The sequence below is a fragment of the Listeria grayi DSM 20601 genome (assembly GCF_000148995.1).
Taxonomy (GTDB): domain Bacteria; phylum Bacillota; class Bacilli; order Lactobacillales; family Listeriaceae; genus Listeria; species Listeria grayi.
In genome coordinates this window covers 870,927-890,540 of the sequence record NZ_GL538353.1, presented here as the reverse complement: position 1 = coordinate 890,540, position 19,614 = coordinate 870,927, and the positions used below count along the sequence as shown (strand labels likewise).

20 protein-coding genes are annotated in these 19,614 nt (G+C 41.6%); 3 read left to right on the top strand and 17 right to left on the bottom strand.

The window, feature by feature from the left end; genetic code table 11:
• Positions 1–10: 10 nt before the first annotated feature.
• The 7 genes from HMPREF0556_RS11855 to HMPREF0556_RS11825 form a co-directional block, all read right to left on the bottom strand.
• The gene (locus tag HMPREF0556_RS11855) at positions 11–364 is read right to left on the bottom strand and encodes a phage holin family protein (RefSeq protein WP_003758932.1); all 354 of its coding nucleotides are present in this window, start codon (positions 362–364) and stop codon (positions 11–13) included.
• Between the two features lie 6 nt (positions 365–370).
• Positions 371–571, bottom strand: coding sequence for a PspC domain-containing protein (locus HMPREF0556_RS11850; protein ID WP_003758930.1), 201 nt, complete (start codon positions 569–571; stop codon positions 371–373).
• Between the two features lie 2 nt (positions 572–573).
• Entirely contained in the window at positions 574–1,770 is a 1,197-nt protein-coding gene (locus tag HMPREF0556_RS11845; RefSeq protein WP_003758929.1) for a DUF4097 family beta strand repeat-containing protein, read from the bottom strand.
• Positions 1,771–1,841: 71 nt separating this feature from the next.
• Positions 1,842–3,083, bottom strand: coding sequence for a DUF4097 family beta strand repeat-containing protein (locus HMPREF0556_RS11840; protein ID WP_003758926.1), 1,242 nt, complete (start codon positions 3,081–3,083; stop codon positions 1,842–1,844).
• 174 nt (positions 3,084–3,257) lie between these two features.
• The gene (gene uvrA, locus HMPREF0556_RS11835) at positions 3,258–6,122 is read right to left on the bottom strand and encodes an excinuclease ABC subunit UvrA (protein WP_003758924.1); all 2,865 of its coding nucleotides are present in this window, start codon (positions 6,120–6,122) and stop codon (positions 3,258–3,260) included.
• A 7-nt stretch (positions 6,123–6,129) separates the two neighbouring features.
• Positions 6,130–8,103 (bottom strand): excinuclease ABC subunit UvrB, encoded by a 1,974-nt coding sequence (uvrB, locus tag HMPREF0556_RS11830; protein ID WP_003758921.1) that lies wholly within the window; start codon positions 8,101–8,103, stop codon positions 6,130–6,132.
• Positions 8,104–8,285: 182 nt separating this feature from the next.
• Positions 8,286–8,987 carry a cyclic nucleotide-binding domain-containing protein gene (locus HMPREF0556_RS11825; RefSeq protein ID WP_003758919.1) on the bottom strand — a complete coding sequence of 234 codons (702 nt, stop codon included), beginning with the start codon at positions 8,985–8,987 and terminating at the stop codon, positions 8,286–8,288.
• A 325-nt stretch (positions 8,988–9,312) separates the two neighbouring features.
• Here HMPREF0556_RS11825 and HMPREF0556_RS11820 point away from each other — a divergent pair, with 325 nt between their 5' ends.
• From HMPREF0556_RS11820 to HMPREF0556_RS11810, 3 genes are all read left to right on the top strand, one after another.
• Positions 9,313–10,236, top strand: coding sequence for a LytTR family transcriptional regulator DNA-binding domain-containing protein (locus HMPREF0556_RS11820; protein WP_003758917.1), 924 nt, complete (start codon positions 9,313–9,315; stop codon positions 10,234–10,236).
• 96 nt (positions 10,237–10,332) lie between these two features.
• Positions 10,333–11,181 (top strand): ABC transporter ATP-binding protein, encoded by an 849-nt coding sequence (locus tag HMPREF0556_RS11815; protein WP_003758914.1) that lies wholly within the window; start codon positions 10,333–10,335, stop codon positions 11,179–11,181.
• A 1-nt stretch (position 11,182) separates the two neighbouring features.
• Complete coding sequence (locus tag HMPREF0556_RS11810; RefSeq protein ID WP_003758911.1) at positions 11,183–11,887, top strand: ABC transporter permease; 705 nt, start codon at positions 11,183–11,185, stop codon at positions 11,885–11,887.
• 45 nt (positions 11,888–11,932) lie between these two features.
• Here the strand turns inward: HMPREF0556_RS11810 and abc-f are convergent, their stop codons facing one another.
• From abc-f to pstC, 10 genes are all read right to left on the bottom strand, one after another.
• On the bottom strand, positions 11,933–13,483 hold the full coding sequence (abc-f, locus tag HMPREF0556_RS11805) for a ribosomal protection-like ABC-F family protein (RefSeq protein ID WP_003758910.1): 1,551 nt from the start codon (positions 13,481–13,483) through the stop codon (positions 11,933–11,935).
• Positions 13,484–13,781: 298 nt separating this feature from the next.
• Positions 13,782–14,018, bottom strand: coding sequence for a CsbA family protein (locus HMPREF0556_RS11800; RefSeq protein WP_036105802.1), 237 nt, complete (start codon positions 14,016–14,018; stop codon positions 13,782–13,784).
• Between the two features lie 17 nt (positions 14,019–14,035).
• A complete protein-coding gene (locus HMPREF0556_RS11795) occupies positions 14,036–14,686 on the bottom strand; it encodes an HD domain-containing protein (RefSeq protein WP_003758906.1) in 651 nt (216 codons plus the stop codon).
• A 4-nt stretch (positions 14,687–14,690) separates the two neighbouring features.
• Entirely contained in the window at positions 14,691–15,071 is a 381-nt protein-coding gene (locus tag HMPREF0556_RS11790; protein ID WP_040486793.1) for a hypothetical protein, read from the bottom strand.
• A 95-nt stretch (positions 15,072–15,166) separates the two neighbouring features.
• On the bottom strand, positions 15,167–15,472 hold the full coding sequence (locus tag HMPREF0556_RS11785; RefSeq protein ID WP_036105657.1) for an ArsR/SmtB family transcription factor: 306 nt from the start codon (positions 15,470–15,472) through the stop codon (positions 15,167–15,169).
• 80 nt (positions 15,473–15,552) lie between these two features.
• The gene (gene phoU, locus HMPREF0556_RS11780) at positions 15,553–16,212 is read right to left on the bottom strand and encodes a phosphate signaling complex protein PhoU (protein ID WP_003758900.1); all 660 of its coding nucleotides are present in this window, start codon (positions 16,210–16,212) and stop codon (positions 15,553–15,555) included.
• A gap of 12 nt (positions 16,213–16,224) precedes the next feature.
• On the bottom strand, positions 16,225–17,001 hold the full coding sequence (gene pstB, locus HMPREF0556_RS11775) for a phosphate ABC transporter ATP-binding protein PstB (RefSeq protein WP_003758898.1): 777 nt from the start codon (positions 16,999–17,001) through the stop codon (positions 16,225–16,227).
• A gap of 12 nt (positions 17,002–17,013) precedes the next feature.
• Positions 17,014–17,784, bottom strand: a complete 771-nt coding sequence (gene pstB / locus HMPREF0556_RS11770; RefSeq protein WP_003758896.1) for a phosphate ABC transporter ATP-binding protein PstB — start codon at positions 17,782–17,784, stop codon at positions 17,014–17,016.
• A 22-nt stretch (positions 17,785–17,806) separates the two neighbouring features.
• On the bottom strand, positions 17,807–18,691 hold the full coding sequence (pstA, locus tag HMPREF0556_RS11765; protein WP_003758893.1) for a phosphate ABC transporter permease PstA: 885 nt from the start codon (positions 18,689–18,691) through the stop codon (positions 17,807–17,809).
• The gene (gene pstC, locus HMPREF0556_RS11760) at positions 18,688–19,614 is read right to left on the bottom strand and encodes a phosphate ABC transporter permease subunit PstC (RefSeq protein ID WP_003758890.1); all 927 of its coding nucleotides are present in this window, start codon (positions 19,612–19,614) and stop codon (positions 18,688–18,690) included. The genes pstA and pstC overlap by 4 nt, the downstream gene beginning before the upstream one ends.

Sequence of the window (19,614 nt, the reverse complement as noted above, 5' to 3'; positions counted from 1 at the left end):
TAGAGGTTTTTTAATGAGCTTTGCGTTCGCCGATAACCGAATTGATGACCATATTGGCAAATGCCATCAAAGCCGCGATCAGCAAGGCCACTCCAAAACTAGCAATTTCAAATCGAGCACCGACAAAGTAAGATGTCAGTTCCAACATCACAGCGTTCACTACAAAAGTAAATAAACCCAATGTGAAAAAGTTGATCGGCAATGTCAGTAATAATAAAACCGGTCGAACGAGCAGATTCAAAATAGCCAATACAACACTCGCGATCAATGCAGTCATAAAACCATCCACATAGAAGCTAGAGAAGAAGCCGGATAATGCCATGAACAACAAAGCATTAATAACGATTCCGCTTAAAAAACGCATAATGATCTATCCCCTCCACTCCGAGTCAGGATCTGCTGGAATAATGATTGCCGCCAAGATATAGAGCAGAATGCCGCTACCAAAGATCAAGCTCGCCACGATCCAAAGTAATCGCACTAATGTTGCGTCAATACCAAAGTAGTCGGCAAGTCCACCACATACACCTGCTAATTTTTTATCATAAGTAGATCGATATAGTTTACGCATCCTTAAACACTCCTCTCTTTTGTTTCACTGAGTTTAATAATTCCTTTGCCGACTTTCGCTTCTAATGTCGACGTACTTATTTCTTCTGCATTTTGTGTGAATACAACTGTATCCTCGCTATTATCCCAGATTTTAGCATTTTTTAAGTCGAAGTAGATTTTTTCTTTTTTCGTGTGCAGTGAACCATCAACATTCCAGCTATCAGGTACTTGGATACGAATATCGCCGTTCGGTGCCTTTAAATCGACACTGCTTGCTAAATCGTTCTCCAATATAAAGTCGATATCGCCTTGTTCAGTTCGCGCAGCAGTAGTTAGTGCATTTCCTTGGATAGTGATGTCGCCTTTTCGTGTGCTAATGTCGACATTTTCCACCCGGCAGTTTTGAACATAAACTTCGCCTTCTGTCAATTCAGCATTCAGAAATTTCCCGCTGACACCTCGTGATCGTAATTCGCCATTGCGCAGTTTTAAAATAATGTCATCTGTTTCAACATCGTCAAATCTTAATTTCCCATTTAAAATCTGGATCTTGATTTGTTCATACAATCTTTTCGGGATCGTAAGCACCATATCTGTTTTTAAAATATCTTTTTTAGATTCAAATAATAATGTATCCGGAGAAATATCCAACATAGTGTTGCTGAAAAAGTAATCCCACATTTTTTCTTCGCTTAGATGTCTTACGGGACCGCCGTTGTCTTGAGTACTCAATAATACACGCAGCTTGGCTTCTTCTTTTTCCCATGTGCGAACAACTACATCACCATGAGACACCCGCAAAATCAAATTAGTGAATGTTGCTTCTGGAAAAGGAAATTCTTTACTGAAATGCGGTCTTGAAGTCGCGGTTCTTTTTTGTGCGTGATGATTTCCCTGTGCTGTAGAATGTCTTGGGTGACGGTGGTGTGAATAACCACTTCTTTTACGATCGATGCGGCGATTGATGCGGTCGTAGCGATCAGCGATTTTCTGTGCTTGCCGCTCCCGCACATCTTCCATTGTGACTTTTTCAGAAGGAATGATAAACAGCGCAATAATATAGACCAAGATTGGCAAACCTGATTTCATTGTAAAAATAGTGATAGCAACATATATGATGCGGAGGATGGTGGAATCTATACCGATGTATTCCCCTAACCCTCCTAAAACACCGCCGATTTTCCTATCTACTCGTGATCTTTGTAATTTTTTTTCCATATCAGTGCGCGTCCTTTCTTTTGATTATGTAACGCCCAGAAGCAGCAAATGCTGCCTCTAGAACAAAGCGGTTATTTTGCTTCTTTGATCTTCACACTTCCAGCAGTTGTTTCTGCGCGGATCGCGATGTTTGCTTCACCGTTCGGGATTTTTGTGAAAGTCATTTTTTTGTGGACCGTTTCTGATTTTGAATCCAGCACTTCCACGTCTTTGAAATCAACACGTAGTTTTCCGAAATTGGTATGGATCTCGCCATCGATCCCAATTTCTTTCGGTAGACTGATCTCCACGTCGCCGGTACCTGTTTTCGCTTCAATCGAAGTCGCAGTGGGTTCTGTTAAGTAATATTGGATATTGCCGTTTTTCGTTTTCAAAACGCCTGCGTAAAATTCTCCTTTTGCTGCTACACCACCGTTGAATGTCTTCAATGAAATGTCGCGCACTTCCCCATTTTGGATGCGGACATTACCATTCACTGTTTCAAGTTCTACTAGCGTTGCCGAGATCGTTCCAATACTTACATTACCATTGGTAGTCTTGACGAAGAGATCTCTTCCTTGTAATTCATCCATATGGACATTGCCGTTGAGTAATTTGATCGATGCATAATCATATAAACGTTTTGGTAGATAAACTGTCAGGTTCGTCACGATCTGCTTCGATTTAGATTCAAAACGCAGTGTTTCTTCATCGACACGTAATGTTGTTTTATCAAAAAAGATCTGCAATGCTTCGTCTTCTGGATATTCCTTGAACAACTTGATCGTCGCTTGGATGCGAACATCTTCATTGTCGGAAGGCTTGAATTCTACATTCCCATTCGCGATATCGAATTCTAAGATGGAAAGTGTCGTATCGTGATAAACGAATTCTCTTTCCAATTTGGTAGATGTTAAGAACGGGAATGGCATATCCTTAACTTGTTTAAATGCAGAGTTTAGGAAAGAGCCTAGTTTCTCGCCTGCTTGGGAAAGATCGCCTATCACACTTTGGAAACGATCGTTTTCTTCTGCGGTCTCTTTCGCATTTTTTGCGTTATCTGCTTTCGTTTCTTTTTTACGTTCATGAGATCTGCGGTTGTTGCGCGGTCTATGAGGATTGCGTCCGTTATTCCACCCTTGCGAGAAGTCGTAGGATTCTTCTTCAGCGGTTTCCGCTTCTAATTCTGGTTCTTGCTCTGTTTCTCTGATCTTCTCCGTTGCAACGGTTTTTCCTTCTTTTTTCGAAATATTTTCAAGCAATGTTAATGCTTCATCTGTTGAAAGGATACCTTGTTTTACGAGTTCAATAATGCGTTCACGTTCGTTTTCCACTGCTAATCTCCTCCTTTTATACTTAAAGACCTTGGATCGTTCATTAGCTTATAGTCTTATTATGAAGGATTTCTTGGATTCTGTCATACAACTAGAGAATGATTATTTATATAGACTTTTGATGTGTTCGTATCAAAAAACGTATCGAGGGTTTAATCTCGATACGTTTCGGCATTATTTTTCTGCTGCTTTGATTTTATCTTTTGTGCGTTTGGTGTCTCTCTCAAGTACTGGTTTCAAGTATTTTCCTGTATAGGATTTCTTGGAGCGGGCTACTTTTTCAGGTGTCCCTGTGGCAACGATCTCACCACCGCCATCGCCGCCTTCTGGTCCAAGATCGATAAGATGATCCGCTTGTTTGATGACATCTAAATTATGTTCGATGACCAATACGGTATCGCCATTATCGACTAATCGCTGTAAGACTTTCAGCAAACGGCTGATATCATCGGCATGAAGGCCCGTCGTTGGTTCGTCTAAGATATAGAAAGATTTCCCTGTACTGCGTTTATGCAGCTCGGAAGCCAGCTTGACCCGTTGTGCTTCCCCACCGGAAAGCGTGGTAGCTGGTTGGCCAAGCCGGATATAGCCTAATCCTACATCCACGATCGTTTGCAGTTTGCGTGCGATTTTCGGTTGATTTTTGAAAAACTCCAGACCTTCTTCAACGGTCATTTCCAATACTTCGGCAATGTTTTTACCTTTATAATGGATGTCCAGTGTTTCGCTATTGTAACGTTTGCCATGGCAAACTTCACATGGCACATAAACGTCTGGCAAAAAGTGCATCTCGATCTTGATGATTCCGTCTCCACGACAAGCCTCACAGCGACCGCCTTTTACGTTGAAACTGAATCTTCCTTTTTTATAACCGCGCATTTTCGCTTCATTCGTGCTGGCAAACAAATCACGGATATCATCAAAAGCACCTGTATAAGTAGCAGGGTTAGAACGTGGCGTTCTACCGATCGGTGATTGATCGATATCGATGATTTTTTCTAAGTTGTCGATCCCTTTGATTTCTTTGTGCTCACCTGGCTTAGCAGTCGCTCGGTTGAGTTTGCGTGACAGGGCTTTACGCAACACTTCATTGACTAGTGAACTTTTTCCTGATCCAGATACGCCGGTCACGGCGGTGAACGTTCCTAGCGGGATCTCTGTGCTTACATTTTTCAGGTTATTGGCTTTGGCACCAATGATCTCCAGCTTTTTGCCATTGCCCTTTCTACGTTCGGTAGGAATGGCAATGAATTTTTTACCGGATAAATAGTCGCCTGTGATGGAATTTTTATTGGCTTTTACTTCTTCTGGTGTTCCTTCTGCAACGATCTGACCGCCATGTTCTCCTGCTCCGGGTCCGATATCGATCAGATAGTCAGCCGCCATCATCGTGTCTTCGTCATGTTCTACAACGATCAGTGTATTGCCGATGTCACGCATATTTTTCAGTGTATGGATCAGCCGATCATTATCGCGCTGATGCAAGCCGATCGATGGCTCATCAAGGATATATAAGACTCCTGTCAGCCTAGAACCGATCTGTGTTGCCAAGCGGATCCGCTGGGCTTCCCCGCCGGATAATGTTCCAGCTGAACGACTCATGGTCAAGTATTCTAACCCAACATTTTCTAAAAAGCCAAGTCTTGAATGAACTTCTTTCAAAATAGGTGCTGCGATCTGCGAATCTTTTTCAGATAAAGTCAGGCTATCGAAAAAGGCCAATCCTTCTACAATCGAAAAATTGCTTACTTCGCCAAGATGCTTATCTGCGATCTTAACAGAGAGTGCTTCTTCTTTTAGACGATAGCCATGGCAGGTCGGACATGGCAGGTATGTCATGTACTGCGACATTTGTTCTCTGGTAAAATCAGAATTTGTTTCCCGGTAGCGTCTTTCGATATTCGGCAGGACGCCTTCAAAAGGCATCCATATTTCCCGCGTCATACCGAAGTCATTTTTATATTTGAAGAAAAATTCTTCGGTCCCAGAGCCATGCAGAATGATATCTTGTTTGACTTTCGGGAGTTTCTCAAAGGGCACATCCATGTCGATATCAAATTCTTCACAGGCAGATGCCAACATTTGTGGATAATATTGTGAACTGATCGGTTTCCATGGAACGATGGCACCAGCACTAAGTGATAGCGACCGATCCGGGATCACTGTATCTACGTCTACCTCTAGTTTTGTTCCCAAGCCATCACAAGTTGGGCAAGCACCAAATGGACTGTTGAAAGAAAACATCCGCGGTTCTAATTCGCCGACAGTGAAGCCACAATATGGGCAGGCATAATGCTCGCTGAACAAAAGTTCTTTCTCGTCGATAATGTCTACGATCGCATAGCCGTCTGCTAAACGAAGCGCAGATTCCAGCGAGTCGTATAGCCGGGAATGAACCCCTTCTTTTAATACGATCCGATCGATGATGATCTCGATCGAGTGTTTTTTATTTTTCTCAAGTTCGATCTCATCGTTGATATCAAGAATCTCACCGTCTACTCGTACACGAACGAAACCTTGTTTTTTGATTTCTTCTAGCGATTTTTTATGAGAACCTTTTTTACCGGAAATAATCGGTGCCATTACTTGCAGTCTTGTCTTTTCCGGATATTCCAACACGCGTTCCACCATTTGTTCAATGGTCTGTGAAGTGATCTCGATACCATGATTGGGACAAATTGGATGTCCGACACGTGCATAAAGCAACCGTAAATAATCATGAACTTCTGTCACGGTACCAACTGTGGATCGTGGATTGCGGCTAGTTGTCTTTTGGTCGATCGAGATCGCCGGGCTTAGTCCTTCGATCGTATCAACATCAGGTTTATCCATTTGTCCTAAAAATTGACGGGCATAGGCGGATAATGATTCTACATACCGTCGTTGCCCTTCGGCGTAAATCGTGTCGAAGGCTAATGATGATTTCCCTGAACCGGATAAACCAGTCATAACGACTAATTTATCGCGAGGTATAACCACATCGATATTTTTTAGATTATGTGCGCGTGCACCTTTGATGACAATTTTATCTTTTTCCAAATTCGTCTCATCCTTCCGCCTTTATTTCTAATAAAGCATCCCGCAGTTCCGCTGCTCGTTCAAAGTCAAGCGCTTTGGCAGCCTGCTTCATTTCTCGTTCCATTTCTTCGATAAAAGCGGCTCTTTCTTCTTTCGTCATTTTGCTGATGTCTGTCAGTTCTGCTTCTTCCTCTTCAGCGGCGACGGTGGCTGTGATTGCTCCGCGGATATCTTTCTTGATCGTTTGTGGTGTGATACCGTGTTCTTCATTGTAGGCGATTTGGATCTCACGGCGACGTTGCGTTTCATTGATCGCATTCGTCATGGAATCCGTATAACGGTCAGCATACATGATGACTTTTCCGTTTTCATTACGAGCTGCCCGGCCGATCGTTTGGATCAGCGAACGCTCGGAGCGCAGGAATCCTTCTTTATCGGCATCCAAAATCGCAACGAGCGATACTTCCGGAAGATCGATCCCTTCACGAAGCAAGTTGATCCCGACAAGCACATCATATACGCCTAAACGCAAATCGCGAATGATCTCGATTCGTTCAAGCGTTTTGACTTCCGAATGCAGATATTGGACTTTTACGCCTGCTTCTTTTAAATAATCGGTAAGGTCTTCGGACATTTTTTTCGTCAATGTCGTAATCAGGACACGTTCATTTTTGGTAACGCGTTCCGCGATCTCATCCATTAAATCATCGATCTGTCCTGGGATCGGTCTTACTTCAATGACCGGATCAAGCAGACCAGTCGGCCGAATGATTTGTTCGATGACATCTGGGTTTTTTTCCAATTCATATGGTCCCGGTGTTGCGGATACATACATGATCTGGTTGACATGCTTCTCGAATTCTTCAAATTTAAGTGGACGGTTATCCAGCGCAGAAGGTAAGCGGAAGCCATGATCGATCAAGACTTGTTTACGAGCTTGGTCTCCGTTATACATGGCACGGATCTGCGGCATCGTAACATGCGATTCGTCAATGACCATCTGAAAATCATCTGGGAAATAATCTAGCAATGTATATGGCGTTGACCCTGGCGCACGAAGCGCTAAGTGTCTGGAATAGTTTTCGATCCCCGAACAATAGCCCATTTCTTCCATCATTTCCAAGTCATAATTCGTCCGTTGTTCTAACCGTTGCGCTTCTAGTAATTTATCATTATCACGCAATTCTTTTAAACGGTCTTTTAATTCGGTCTTTATGTTGACCATAGCTTTTTCTAAAATATCACGACGGGTCACAAAGTGGGACGCCGGAAAGATCGATACGTGTTCCCGATCACCGATGATCTCACCAGTCAAGGCATCCACTTCGCGAATCCGTTCAATCTCATCTCCAAAAAATTCAACGCGGATACAGTGTTCATCACGAGAAGCTGGGAAGATCTCAACAACATCGCCGCGTACTCGAAAACGGCCACGCTGAAAATCGATATCGTTACGGTCATACTGGATATCGACTAATTTACGAAGCAACTGGTCGCGCCCGATCTCCATTCCAGTTCGCAATGAAACAAGCATCGCCCCATATTCCTCTGGCGAACCTAAGCCATAGATACACGATACACTTGCGATGATGATAACATCTCGTCTCTCAAATAAAGAAGCTGTCGCAGAATGTCGCAGTTTATCGATCTCATCATTGATGCTGGCATCTTTTTCGATATAGGTATCGCTTTGCGGCACGTACGCTTCCGGCTGATAATAATCATAATAGCTGACAAAATATTCGACTGCATTATTTGGGAAGAATTCCTTGAATTCACTATACAATTGTCCGGCTAGTGTTTTATTATGCGCCATTACTAGCGTTGGTTTATTGACTTCTTGAATAACATTGGACACAGTAAATGTTTTCCCTGTTCCTGTCGCTCCAAGTAATGTTTGATGTTTGATCCCTTTATTTAACCCCGCCACCAATTTTTCAATCGCCTTTGGCTGGTCTCCTTGCGGTGAATACTTAGAGACTAATTCAAATTGATCTTTCAATTCGGAATCCCCCGTTCTTTTCTGTTTATTCCCTGTTACCCGTTTTTTAAGAATAAAAAGCCTTTTCGCACGGAATAGTTACCTTTATTTTATCATAAAAACATCCATTCTCCTAACAAAAAGCGAAAATACGTTCGTCTTTTTGACTATTACATGAAAAAAAAGCTTACCGCAGTAAGCTTTTAATTTTGAGTTGTGATCTTTTCCGAAAAAGATGATTTTTTCTGCAGACTTACATAATCTAGCACGATAGGCGATTGTTTCAACAATAGCTGTTCTTCCCGCCATTTTTTGAAAACGATGGTTATTTCTGATTTATCTAGCTGTAAAAGCTTGGCTAAATAGGATTCATTGACATAATCTGGAAATACCAACATCCTATTTACCTTTTCTGGACTAAGTCCTAAATTCATCCAAGTAAGTTCCACCAGTTCATTAGCAATCTTTTTTTCTATTGTTGATTTTGAGTAATAATGTTGATGCGTCATGTACACTAAAAAAGAACTTACTTGCTGCAACATCAGCTGCATGTACTGTGGATTGGCAAACATGTGGTCTAGGAAATAATTCTTTTGCACCCGGAATACTTTTCCATCCGTAAGCGCCATGACCCGATATTCAAAAAATGGGCTGCGTAATTGTTCATTGACGAAATGTTCGATTCCACAAAAGCTCTCTGCTCCTAATAGATGGATTGGAACCCATTCTCCTTCTTGAAAAATCTCCATTCTGGCAGCGCCTTGTTCAATAAAACTAAAGTAATCCGGCGATAATGGTGCTTTATACTGATAGATGACCTCTTCTGCTCGCCAAAATTCCTTTTTCGTATATTCATTCGCCAACATTACGTTTGTAGTTAAAAATGTAATCAATTCATTTAACATGTGATTCCTCACTCCAATAATCTTTCTAAAACTATGTTCCCAACTTTTAAATTGCGTTCTATCTTTTAACTAGATAATCTCTTCCTGTTTTATCTATATTTTCATCATAAAGAAATTCACTTCAAAAAACAGTTCTTATTTTTAAAGTAAATTTTTAAAAATGCAAAGTACTGCTTTTCGACTATGGTTGTAATCCATCACTTTCTTCGCCTATTATAAAGATAGTTTTTATTGCCTTTAGGAAAAATGTCAAATATGAAAGTTATCTTTAAAATTAAATCTACTAAAAGTAAGCTATGCTATACTTAGTAAATATTAAATTTAAATGGAGATGGTCCCAATCGAAATTTACACACATCCTGATAAAAGAAGCGTAATCGATTCTGCATTATCTATAATTATTGCAGAAAATGAATTACAGCTTAATATACTGCACCTTAATGAGTTAGAAACCGTTCATCTTGACGTCTTGAATGACCGCTTGCCGGAACGGATGAAAGTATCCGAACTGATTGTGTTCTGGTTAAAATGGTACGACCTGCGTCAAGATGTAGCACTTATATTGGAAAAATACCATTTGACTCCTTATGCAGCAATCTATTATAAAGATCTACAGCCTCCACAGCGGCGTCTGCTGCAGATCGCCAAGCTGGCTATCAAGCCTTATACCAAAATCATCCTCAAAGAGCCGTTACAAAACATTGATATTGAAACGAAGGACCGCGTGATCGCATTATTAAAAGAAATCAGTGCTTCTAAACAGATTATTTGTTTGACTAACAATACCGAAGAAGCCATGTTACTGTCCAATAATTGTTACCGTTTAACGCCGCATGATTTTAAACCGATCCAGATACAGGAAAACAATAACGAAACTCCATTAGAAGAAGCTGTCCCGCGAACGCTCCAAGTGAGACGTATCGCAGTGAAAGTAAATGACAAGACAATGCTGCTTGATCCAATCGATATCGACTATGTCGAAAGCCAAGAAGGGAAAGTACTGCTTCATGTCGATGATGAGGTCTATTCACAAGAATCTACGCTTCAAAAAGTAGAGGATATAATCCGAAATTATGGCTTTTACCGCTGTCATCGTTCTTATATCGTCAATCTGCAAAAAATAAGCGAGATTGTTTCCTGGTCAAAAAACACGTACTCCCTTCGCTTGAATAATTCCAAAAGTACGTTGATCCCTCTTTCTAGACAAAAAATAAAAGAAATTGAACAACATTTCGATCTATCCTTGTAACTTTTCATCCGCTAAGAGGTACATCTCATCTCCATTTAGCTGCAACAGATCAGCCAGTATATTACACTGTTGTTGAATCTAAAGGAGGTTTAAGAATTGGAAAATATTATTAAAGTAAATCAGTTGACCAAACATCTTTCCGGCACCAGAATCATCGATGCGATGACATTCCAAGTGAAAAAAGGAGAGATTTTCGGTTTTTTGGGCCCTAGCGGTTCTGGAAAAACGACCACCATCAAAATGCTCACAGGGAAGTACTATCCATCTGGGGGCGAAATAGAGGTACTCGGCTTTCCACAATCAAAGATCGGCAGTTCTGCTTTCGCCAATAAAGTCGGCATACTATCGGATCATAGCGCCTTATATGAACGTCTGACCGTCCAAGATAATTTGATGCTTTTTGCGAAACTATACGATATGCCTCAAACAAAAATCGAAGAAGCCTTAGCATTTGTCGATTTAGCAGACAGCAAAAAGAAAGTGATCAAAACCTTATCTGCTGGAATGAAGCAGCGTGTCTTATTAGCCAAAACGATCATGCATGAACCTGAACTGCTTTTCTTAGATGAGCCAACTTCCTCTCTTGATCCGATGACAATGGCTCATATCCACAACGGGTTGAAAGCACTCAACGAAAAGGGAACTACTATCTTTCTGACCACTCACAATATGGAAGAAGCAAATCATTTATGCCATCGTGTTGCATTCATTGAATCAGGAATGTTAAAAGTCATTGGTACACCAGAGGAATTACGATTTAGGCATTCTAATCAAACAATCAAAGTAATCCATAAAAACGGCAATGTTAAAAGACTAGATATGAACATGGATGCCGCTCGTTATATTTCCGATATGATCGAAGTGGACGACCTCAAATTTATTTCCTCCGATCTACCGAGCTTAGGCGATGTTTTTCTAAAAGTTACTGGAAAGGAGCTGCTGTAAGATGCATATGAATCGGATCCATGCAATGATAGAAAAAGATCTTAAGGAATTTTTGCGAAATCCTGCATTATTCTTTATGCCGTTAGTCGTTTTTCTATTCAGTTATATTTATCGAATGGTCTCGCAATCAACTCCGAATGGACCGCATAGCACCTTAATATATTCAGTCATTTCTATGGCTTTTATTGCAGCAAGTGCGGCTGTCATTTTAGCATTGATGACTGAAGAACAAGAAAAAGGTACATTAGAGGGGCTCACCGAATCACCGGCGACTTCGATTGAGATCCTGAGTTCCAAAGCGGTCATTGGTATTATTATCTCGATAATTACTACCATTATCAGTCTGTTTATTTTAAATTTGTCCGTTCATTTACAACCAATCGAATATGCAGCATTAGTCATTCTGTTGCTGCTTTTCACGATGTTTGGTCTGATTGCAGGCTTGCTGGCGAAAAGCGCAGGGAGCTCAACGTTTTATAACATGCTTTTGTTTTTCATTTTTGGGATGAGTATTATGTATGAGTTGTTTTTCCCGACGATCGGCAGCCCATTGTTCGAGAAAATCATTTTGTTTCTCCCTTCTAACTTAGCTTATCATCTACATGCAGATAATAAGCCTATCAATTTTGTATACCTATCGATTTGGCTGATAGCAGCAATCATTGTGTTGACGGCCGTGTTTAAGTCTAATACCAAGAAGCGCTAAATAAAAAGAAGAGGCTGCCCTCTTCTTTTTTTATTTCCCGGGTAATTATCTTTCATCCAATTGCTTCTTCACTTCGGCGATTTCTTGATTGATCTGCTGGATCTTTTCAATCGGTATCTCCATGTCTGCGATCCATTCATTTTTTCTCATCGTCAGTAGCTGTAATTTCGACTCCAACTCCGCTGTTTCTGCTGAGGAGTGGTTGAGTTTCGTTGTGTCAAGCAGTTCCTTGGATTGGATAACTAATTCCCTCGTCGCTACTTGGTCGATAAATGCCTTATCATGTGAAACGATCAGAACACCGCCTTGATATGCATTTAAGAATCTTTCCAACGCTTCTAAGGCTTGGATATCCAAATAATTCGTTGGCTCGTCCAAGATCAAGACATTACTGTCGCTCACCAATATCTGGACAAGTCCCAGTCTGACCCGTTCGCCGCCACTTAAGCTGTCCGCGAGCTGCAAGACTTTTTCTTGACGAAAACCCATTGCTCCAAGAATATCAAAAATGACTTGATCCGGCTGTGTGGAAAATTGCTTGGCATTATCGAAAATCGTTTTTTGCATCTCGATCGTTTGGAAGTCTTGCGAGAAATAACCGATTTTGGCTTTCTCGGAAACATAAATCTCCGGACTATCATTTGCCAACAATTTTTTGATCAATGTGGTCTTACCGCTTCGATTCGGACCAATTAGTGCCAGCCGTTCCCCATCTGACCAATGGAAAGTTGCGTTCTTCAGTAATAGACGGTCAGCTACCTTTAGATCTAACGCTGTTATCCGCATGATCGTTTTACCATTGAACTGTGGCAGTCCTTGATCAACTAATTGAATCGTTTTTGCTTTTTTTACTTTTTCTACTTCGCTTAAACTTTCTTTGCGGTGTTCCAAACTTTTAGCCGTTGCCGCCATTTTCCGCTGTTTACCGTCGAAATTACCGACTAACGACATTGCTCGCGCTTCCGAGGAGCTCATACCTTTTGGCGGTTTACGCATACGATCCGCTTTTATTTTTCGTTTTTGGATCTCTGCTTCGAGTTTTTTCTTCTCTTGCGTATACTGCACAAAAGCTTGTTCTTTTTTCTCGATATATTTTTCTTTTTGCTCTAAATAAGTTTGATAATTCACTGGATACTCGGTATAAACCTGATTCTCGATCTCCCAGATCGAAGTTGCTAATTCTGTCAGCAAGTGGCGGTCATGTGTTACGAAAACAATGATCCCCGGATAGCGTTTCAGTTTATTGATCAGCCATTCTTGGTTAGCGCGGTCTAGGTTAGCGCTCGGCTCATCCAGCAATAAAATCTCTGGTCGTGCCTTCAACGCTTGATTTAAGTAGGCGCGAACTTGTTCTCCGCCGCTTTGTGTCGTATTTTCCTTTAATTGTGGTACTAGATAGCAACTTCCTGTCAAATCGATTTCGCCGTCATAGTCCGTATCTTTTCCTGTTAGCATTCGCAGTAAGGTCGTCTTCCCTCCACCGTTTTTGCCGACTATCCCTATTCTCGCGGCTTGTCTTGCTTGCAGATGTTTGATTGTAAACAATTTTTGTCCAGAAATTTCTTTTTGGATATTTGTTAGTATGATTTGTGCCATTACGCATCGTCTCCTTTTCTAGCTAATTTAAAAAGTGGAAACAAAAAAACCTCCAATCTTTACCAGAATTGGAAGTTGCATATAATGGCGCAAAAAAAACACTAATAAGCCGTATACGTAGGCTAAAAAGGAATATTTACTGCGTCATTATTTGCTTTAACACCGATTCTGGTCATAGTTATCCTAATAAAAAGTCGTTTTATTAAAATAGCAGCAGATTTCGGGTTAAAATTTCATAATGACACATACCTCTTACTTTCCTAGATTTTGTTTATAGTCTATCACAATTAATCATTTTTCACAAATTGTCTCTTTCTTTTAGTTTACGCAGCATCACGGTTGCCAAGTAAAAGCCGACTGTCATTGAAAAGGCATCGATCACAATAAGCCACCATGTGTCTGTGTATCCCAATTTGGAAGATGCAGCTATCAGTCCTACCATCAGTATCAGACCGACGTATCTGCTGTAAGTTATCCGCGCAAAGACAACAACTAATAAACAGGGCAGGATAAAAGCCGAGATAAGCTGGTCGATCATGCGCGAGACCTCCTTTATTCTTCTTCTTTTAAGACATTTGACATAACGGTATTCGTAAGTTGCGGTAGTTCTGTTTTTTCGATCCCTTTTTCGGCAAGCATATCTGGAAGGATCTCATCAAGAAAATACTGTGCACTTGCCATTTCCCGGAACTGATAAATCGTCGCTAAGGCTTCCGTATAGATCTCGATGAAGACATTTTCAGGATTACCTTTTTGAATCTCACCAAAGGATTCATATAGCAAGTCGACTTTATCCGCTACGGCTAAGATCTTGCCTTCAATCGTCTGATCCTTACCTTCTTTTAGGAAATAGCGGTAGGCTTTTTGGAAACGTTCCGGTATTTCCCGCTCAATAAAGTTATGTGTCATACTTTCTTCTACTTCCGAGAGCATTTCCCGTAGTTCCGGAGTGGCGTATTTTACCGGCGTTTTGATGTCGCCGATGAATAATTCGGAGTAATCATGGTTCAATGCTTTTTCATAAAGAGAACGCCAATCGATCTCATTCCCTGCTTGTTCCTCCACTAATCCTAAGAATTGGGCAATGCTGGTTACTTTATAAGAATGTTCAGCCACAGAATGTTCTTGGTATTTGAACTTTCCGGGGCAGCGATAAATATTTTCTAAATCCGATAAACTTTGGAAGTATTGATGAATCCCCATCGAATCAATCCTTTCCTTTTTTATTGGTAGGGCTCGTTTTTTCTACCTCTCGCATAATAAGCGCAGCGATATAACCGAGAATCATGATAAGTGCTGCGGAGAAATTGCGGAAATTGTCGCTGGCAAAAATAAGGATGATAGCGGCAAGCATAAGTGTGAGAATATTTCCCCACAAGAATAATTTCTGACGCCGGGCAGTGTTTACCTCAAGCGAGCGATAGATCGTCTGGTAGCACAGGTACTGTACGAGGACGTACTCGATGATCGACAGCACGATAACGAGTGTCAACTGTTCTTTCCAGATGATCGCTGCTACTGCGATCGCAAGTAGAACGATAAAGCAAGTGACGGCACTGATCTTTTCTAAAGTAGTCCTTTTTTTCAAATTTTTTCCTCCAGTACGATAGTTTGTTTTCATTTTACTACACATTGCAGGTTTTAGCAGTAAAAAAAGTTCCCTCTATAAGCAAGAGAGAACTTTTAATGATGTTCTACATGTCGGATCGTTTGTTTCAATAGTTCTAAAACGTGCTTGTCATCTTGTGTATAATAAATAGAAGTTCCCTCTCGTCTTGATTTTACTAGACGAAGGTTTTTAAGAAAACGTAGCTGATGGGATACAGTCGTTTGGTTAAAGCCAAGGCTTCTTGCGATCTCGCCGACTGAGTATTCTTTATCACTGAGCAGATATAATATTTGTACGCGTGTTGGATCAGCCATCGCTTTAAATATTTGCGTGATGGAGAATAAAGTCTCTTCATCTAGTTTTGTTTCTAATTCTTCCATCTTCATTCCTCCGTTCTGCTGACGATACTTATACATATCATAGCTAAATAGGAATGATTCCGCAAGTTATAGAGCTTTTTCTAACGATTCAAATCTTCAATTTGACCGCTTTTCAGATAAACGACCCATTCGCAGACGTTGGTCACGTAGTCGCCGATTCGTTCTAAGTATTGAGCGACAAACAGCAGGCGAGATGCTTCTTCCAGATCATCTGGGTGCGCCTGCATAAAGGCGATACATTTTTCATATACGACTTTGTGTAGCGCATCGACTTTGTTATCCCGCTCTGCCACGCTTCGAGCAGATTCGTCATCTTCTGCCAAGTATGCATTTAGGGCGTCATGAAGCATGTCTTTTACGATCGCGCCCATCTCACTGATTTCCGGTATCGGCTGAACAACTTTACTGTCACCGATTTTCCGTGTCATTCGAGCAATGCTGACGGCATGGTCACCGATCCGTTCCAAATCAGAGGTCGTTTTTAAGACGGTTACGATCTTACGCAGATCTCCACCGACCGGCTGCTGTAAGGCGATCAATTCAAAGGAAGTATGTTCTAATTCAAGCTCCATATGATTGATCGCTTTGTCTTCTGCGATCACTTGATCGGCCATGGCGGTATCGCGTTCTACTAATGCTTTTACTGCTTTGATAACCGCCTCATTTGCCAACATTCCCATTTCTAATAAATGCTGATGCAAGTCATTAAGCTGTTCTGTGAAATTTCTCCGAACTGTCATGGTTTGTCCTCCTTATCCAAATCTTCCTGAGATATAGTCTTCTGTTTCCTTTGCATGCGGGTTGGTAAAAATCGTCGTCGTATCTGCAAACTCTACGATTCTTCCGTTTAAGAAGAACGCGGTTTCGTCTGATACTCGAGAAGCTTGCTGCATATTATGCGTTACAATAATAATCGTATAATCTTTCTTTAATTCCAAGATCAATTCTTCTATTTTTGCTGTTGAAATCGGGTCTAGTGCAGAAGTCGGTTCGTCCATCAAGATAATATCTGGCTTCACAGCAAGCACGCGGGCAATACATAAACGTTGTTGCTGTCCGCCTGACATCCCTAAAGCACTTTCATTCAAACGATCTTTTACTTCGTCCCAAAGCACTGCTTTACGCAGGCTTTCTTCCACGATCGCATCTAATTCTTTCTTGTTTTTCACGCCGTGCATACGTGGGCCGTAAGCGACATTGTCATAGATCGAAAAGGGAAACGGATTCCCCTGTTGGAATACCATCCCGACTTTCTTACGCAGATCGACGAAGTCCACTTTAGGCTGCTGGATATTATGATCTCCTAATTCGATTTTCCCAGTCGTTTTCACAGATGGAATCAAATCGTTCATCCGGTTAAGTGTCCGCAGAAAGGTCGACTTTCCACAACCTGAAGGTCCAATCAAGGCAGTGACTTTGTTTTGCTTGATGGCAAGATTCACATTAAAAAGTGCTTGCTTCTCACCGTAAAACAAATTTAGATCGGTTACATCTACTGCTGTTTCGGTATTATTTAATGTCGTTGTCATGGTTTCCCCTCCTTAACCGAAATTCCCGGAAATATAGGCTTCCGTTCTTTTCTCTTGTGGATTTGTAAAAATTTGTACAGTATCTGCAAACTCCACGACTTCTCCTAAATAGAAGAAGGCAGTGTAATCAGAGATACGACCGGCTTGTTGCATATTGTGTGTCACGATCGCGATCGTATATTTTTTCTTCAACTCTGCTATCAGATCTTCAATCTTGCTTGTTGAGATTGGATCAAGCGCTGACGCCGGTTCATCGAGAAGTAAGATTTGTGGTTCCATTGCGATTGCTCTGGCAATACAAAGCCGCTGCTGCTGCCCACCTGATAATGCCAAGGCACTTTTATTCAGTTCATCTTTTACTTCATCCCAAAGCGCTGCATCGCGGAGACTTTTTTCGACGCGTTCGTTCAATTCTTTTTTATTTTTGATACCATGCCGTTTTAATGCAAAAGCAATATTTTCATAAATCGATTTACTGAACGGATTCGGTTTTTGGAAAACCATCCCGATTTCTTTTCTTACTTGATAAAGGTCGACTTCTGGTCGATTGATATCTGTGTCACCATACCAGATATGTCCTTCCATCCTACAACCGTCGATTTCATTGTTCATTCGATTGAGGGCGCGTAAATATGTGGACTTACCACAGCCGGAAGGTCCAATCAGTGCGGTGACTTTATTTTTTTCAAATGGCAGGCTGACTCCTTTGATGGCATGATTATCGCCATAATATACATGCAAGTCTTCCGTTGCCATAGCATGATGGTTTTTTGCTGTTATCATTTCTTTTCACTCCTTCTCGTCATCAGGCTGATGTCATCCGTTTATACAGGATGCGACCAACTATTCTTGCTAGGATGTTAAAGATCAAGACAGATAAGATCAAGACTGCTGAAGCACCGTCAGATACAGCGGCTGCGTCAGGCATGACCCCTTCCCCGTTGATTTTCCAGATGTGGACTGCAAGTGTTTCTGCTGGGCGGAAAATATTGAGCGGTGAAGTTGCGCTGAATGGATTCCAATTTGTAAAATCAAGAATAGGCGTACTTTGCCCTGCGGTGAAAATCAGTGCTGCAGCTTCTCCGAATACTCTTCCGGCACCAAGAATAACGCCTGTGATAATTGCCGGCAGAGCAGCTGGAACTAATACGCGTGTGATCGTTTCCCAGCGTGAAAGTCCTAATGCCAACCCTGCTTCCCGCTGTGCATCCGGGATCGAGCGCAGTGCATCTTCAACAACGCGTATCAAGAGCGGTAAGTTAAAGATCGTCAGCGTCAGAGCTCCGGAAAGGACGGAGAAGCTCCAGCCCATTTGAATAACGAATACTAAAAAGCCAAATAGGCCGACGACAATGGATGGTAAGGAAGATAAAACTTCGATCATCGTTCTTACAAAATCAGTGATCCAGTTTTGTTTGGCATATTCAGACATATAGATTCCTGCACCGATCGCGATTGGTACAGAGATGATCATTGTGATGACTAGCATATAAAAGGAATTCCAGATCTCAGGTGCGATCCCGCCGCCTGCTTGGAATGATTGTGGTGGTGTCGAAAGAAATTTCCAGCTGATCTCCGGTAGTCCTTTTACAAGGATATAGCCGAGTAAACCTGCTAGCACACAGACGATAAGGAAAGCGATCAAATAAAATATCACGGTAGCGATCTTGTCTTTTGTTTTAACATTCATTTCACTTTCCTCCTACGTCCGATAAACCGAATAATCAAGATAAACACTAATGACATTGCTAAAAGTACCATTGCAAGCGACCATAGTACGTTATTATCGAGGGTTCCCATGACCGTGTTGCCCATCCCCATTGTGAGGATACTGGTCAGCGTGGAAGCCGGTTCAAATAAGGAAGTCGGGATGACTGCTGAATTCCCGATGACCATTTGGACGGCAAGTGCTTCACCGAATGCACGAGCCATACCGAACACAACGGCGGTAAGCAGTCCGGAACGAGCACTTCGTAAAATAACTCTCCAGATCGTTTGCCATCTCGTTGCACCTAGAGCAAGAGAAGCTTGGCGATAAGAAGTCGGAACAGCTTTGATCGCATCGACACTAAGCGAGGTGACGGTTGGCAAGATCATAACTGTTAGAACGACTGTTGCTGCTGCGATACCAAAACCGCTGCCAGCGATGTGTTCCCGAATAAATGGCACGACAACGCTTAGTCCGATAAACCCGTAAACAACGGAAGGGATACCAACTAATAATTCCATTACCGGCTGCAAGATCCTTTTTCCAAAGCGAGGTGAGATCTCGACCATGAATACGGCTGCTCCGATCGCAAGTGGTGCCGCGATCACGGCTGCAAAGAGAGTTACCCCAAATGAACCGATGATCATCGGAAGTGCACCGACTAATGCATTTCCTGCGCTGTCTAATTTTGTTGGGTTCCAGTTTTTGCCACTAATAAAATCAATGAACGAGACTTTATTAGTGAAAAAAGTTGCTAGCCCCTTCGAGATGACAAAGTATAATATTGAAATAGCTGCGATCACCATAATGGCGATGCAGATAAATGTAATGACTTTACCTGTTGTTTCTAAGCGTGCTTTTTTGGAAGTGTGTTTTCGTTTACTTGTCTTAGATATTGCTTCCAA

Bases quoted from the DNA above. Each gene is read 5' to 3' on its own strand.
- HMPREF0556_RS11855 (WP_003758932.1), bottom strand. From the start codon at position 364: ATGCGTTTTTTAAGCGGAATCGTTATTAATGCTTTGTTGTTCATGGCA.
- HMPREF0556_RS11850 (WP_003758930.1), bottom strand. From the start codon at position 571: ATGCGTAAACTATATCGATCTACTTATGATAAAAAATTAGCAGGTGTA.
- HMPREF0556_RS11845 (WP_003758929.1), bottom strand. From the start codon at position 1,770: ATGGAAAAAAAATTACAAAGATCACGAGTAGATAGGAAAATCGGCGGT.
- HMPREF0556_RS11825 (WP_003758919.1), bottom strand. From the start codon at position 8,987: ATGTTAAATGAATTGATTACATTTTTAACTACAAACGTAATGTTGGCG.
- HMPREF0556_RS11820 (WP_003758917.1), top strand. From the start codon at position 9,313: ATGGAGATGGTCCCAATCGAAATTTACACACATCCTGATAAAAGAAGC.
- HMPREF0556_RS11810 (WP_003758911.1), top strand. From the start codon at position 11,183: ATGCATATGAATCGGATCCATGCAATGATAGAAAAAGATCTTAAGGAA.
- abc-f (WP_003758910.1), bottom strand. From the start codon at position 13,483: ATGGCACAAATCATACTAACAAATATCCAAAAAGAAATTTCTGGACAA.
- HMPREF0556_RS11795 (WP_003758906.1), bottom strand. From the start codon at position 14,686: ATGGGGATTCATCAATACTTCCAAAGTTTATCGGATTTAGAAAATATT.
- HMPREF0556_RS11785 (WP_036105657.1), bottom strand. From the start codon at position 15,472: ATGGAAGAATTAGAAACAAAACTAGATGAAGAGACTTTATTCTCCATC.
- phoU (WP_003758900.1), bottom strand. From the start codon at position 16,212: ATGACAGTTCGGAGAAATTTCACAGAACAGCTTAATGACTTGCATCAG.
- pstB (WP_003758898.1), bottom strand. From the start codon at position 17,001: ATGACAACGACATTAAATAATACCGAAACAGCAGTAGATGTAACCGAT.
- pstB (WP_003758896.1), bottom strand. From the start codon at position 17,784: ATGATAACAGCAAAAAACCATCATGCTATGGCAACGGAAGACTTGCAT.
- pstA (WP_003758893.1), bottom strand. From the start codon at position 18,691: ATGAATGTTAAAACAAAAGACAAGATCGCTACCGTGATATTTTATTTG.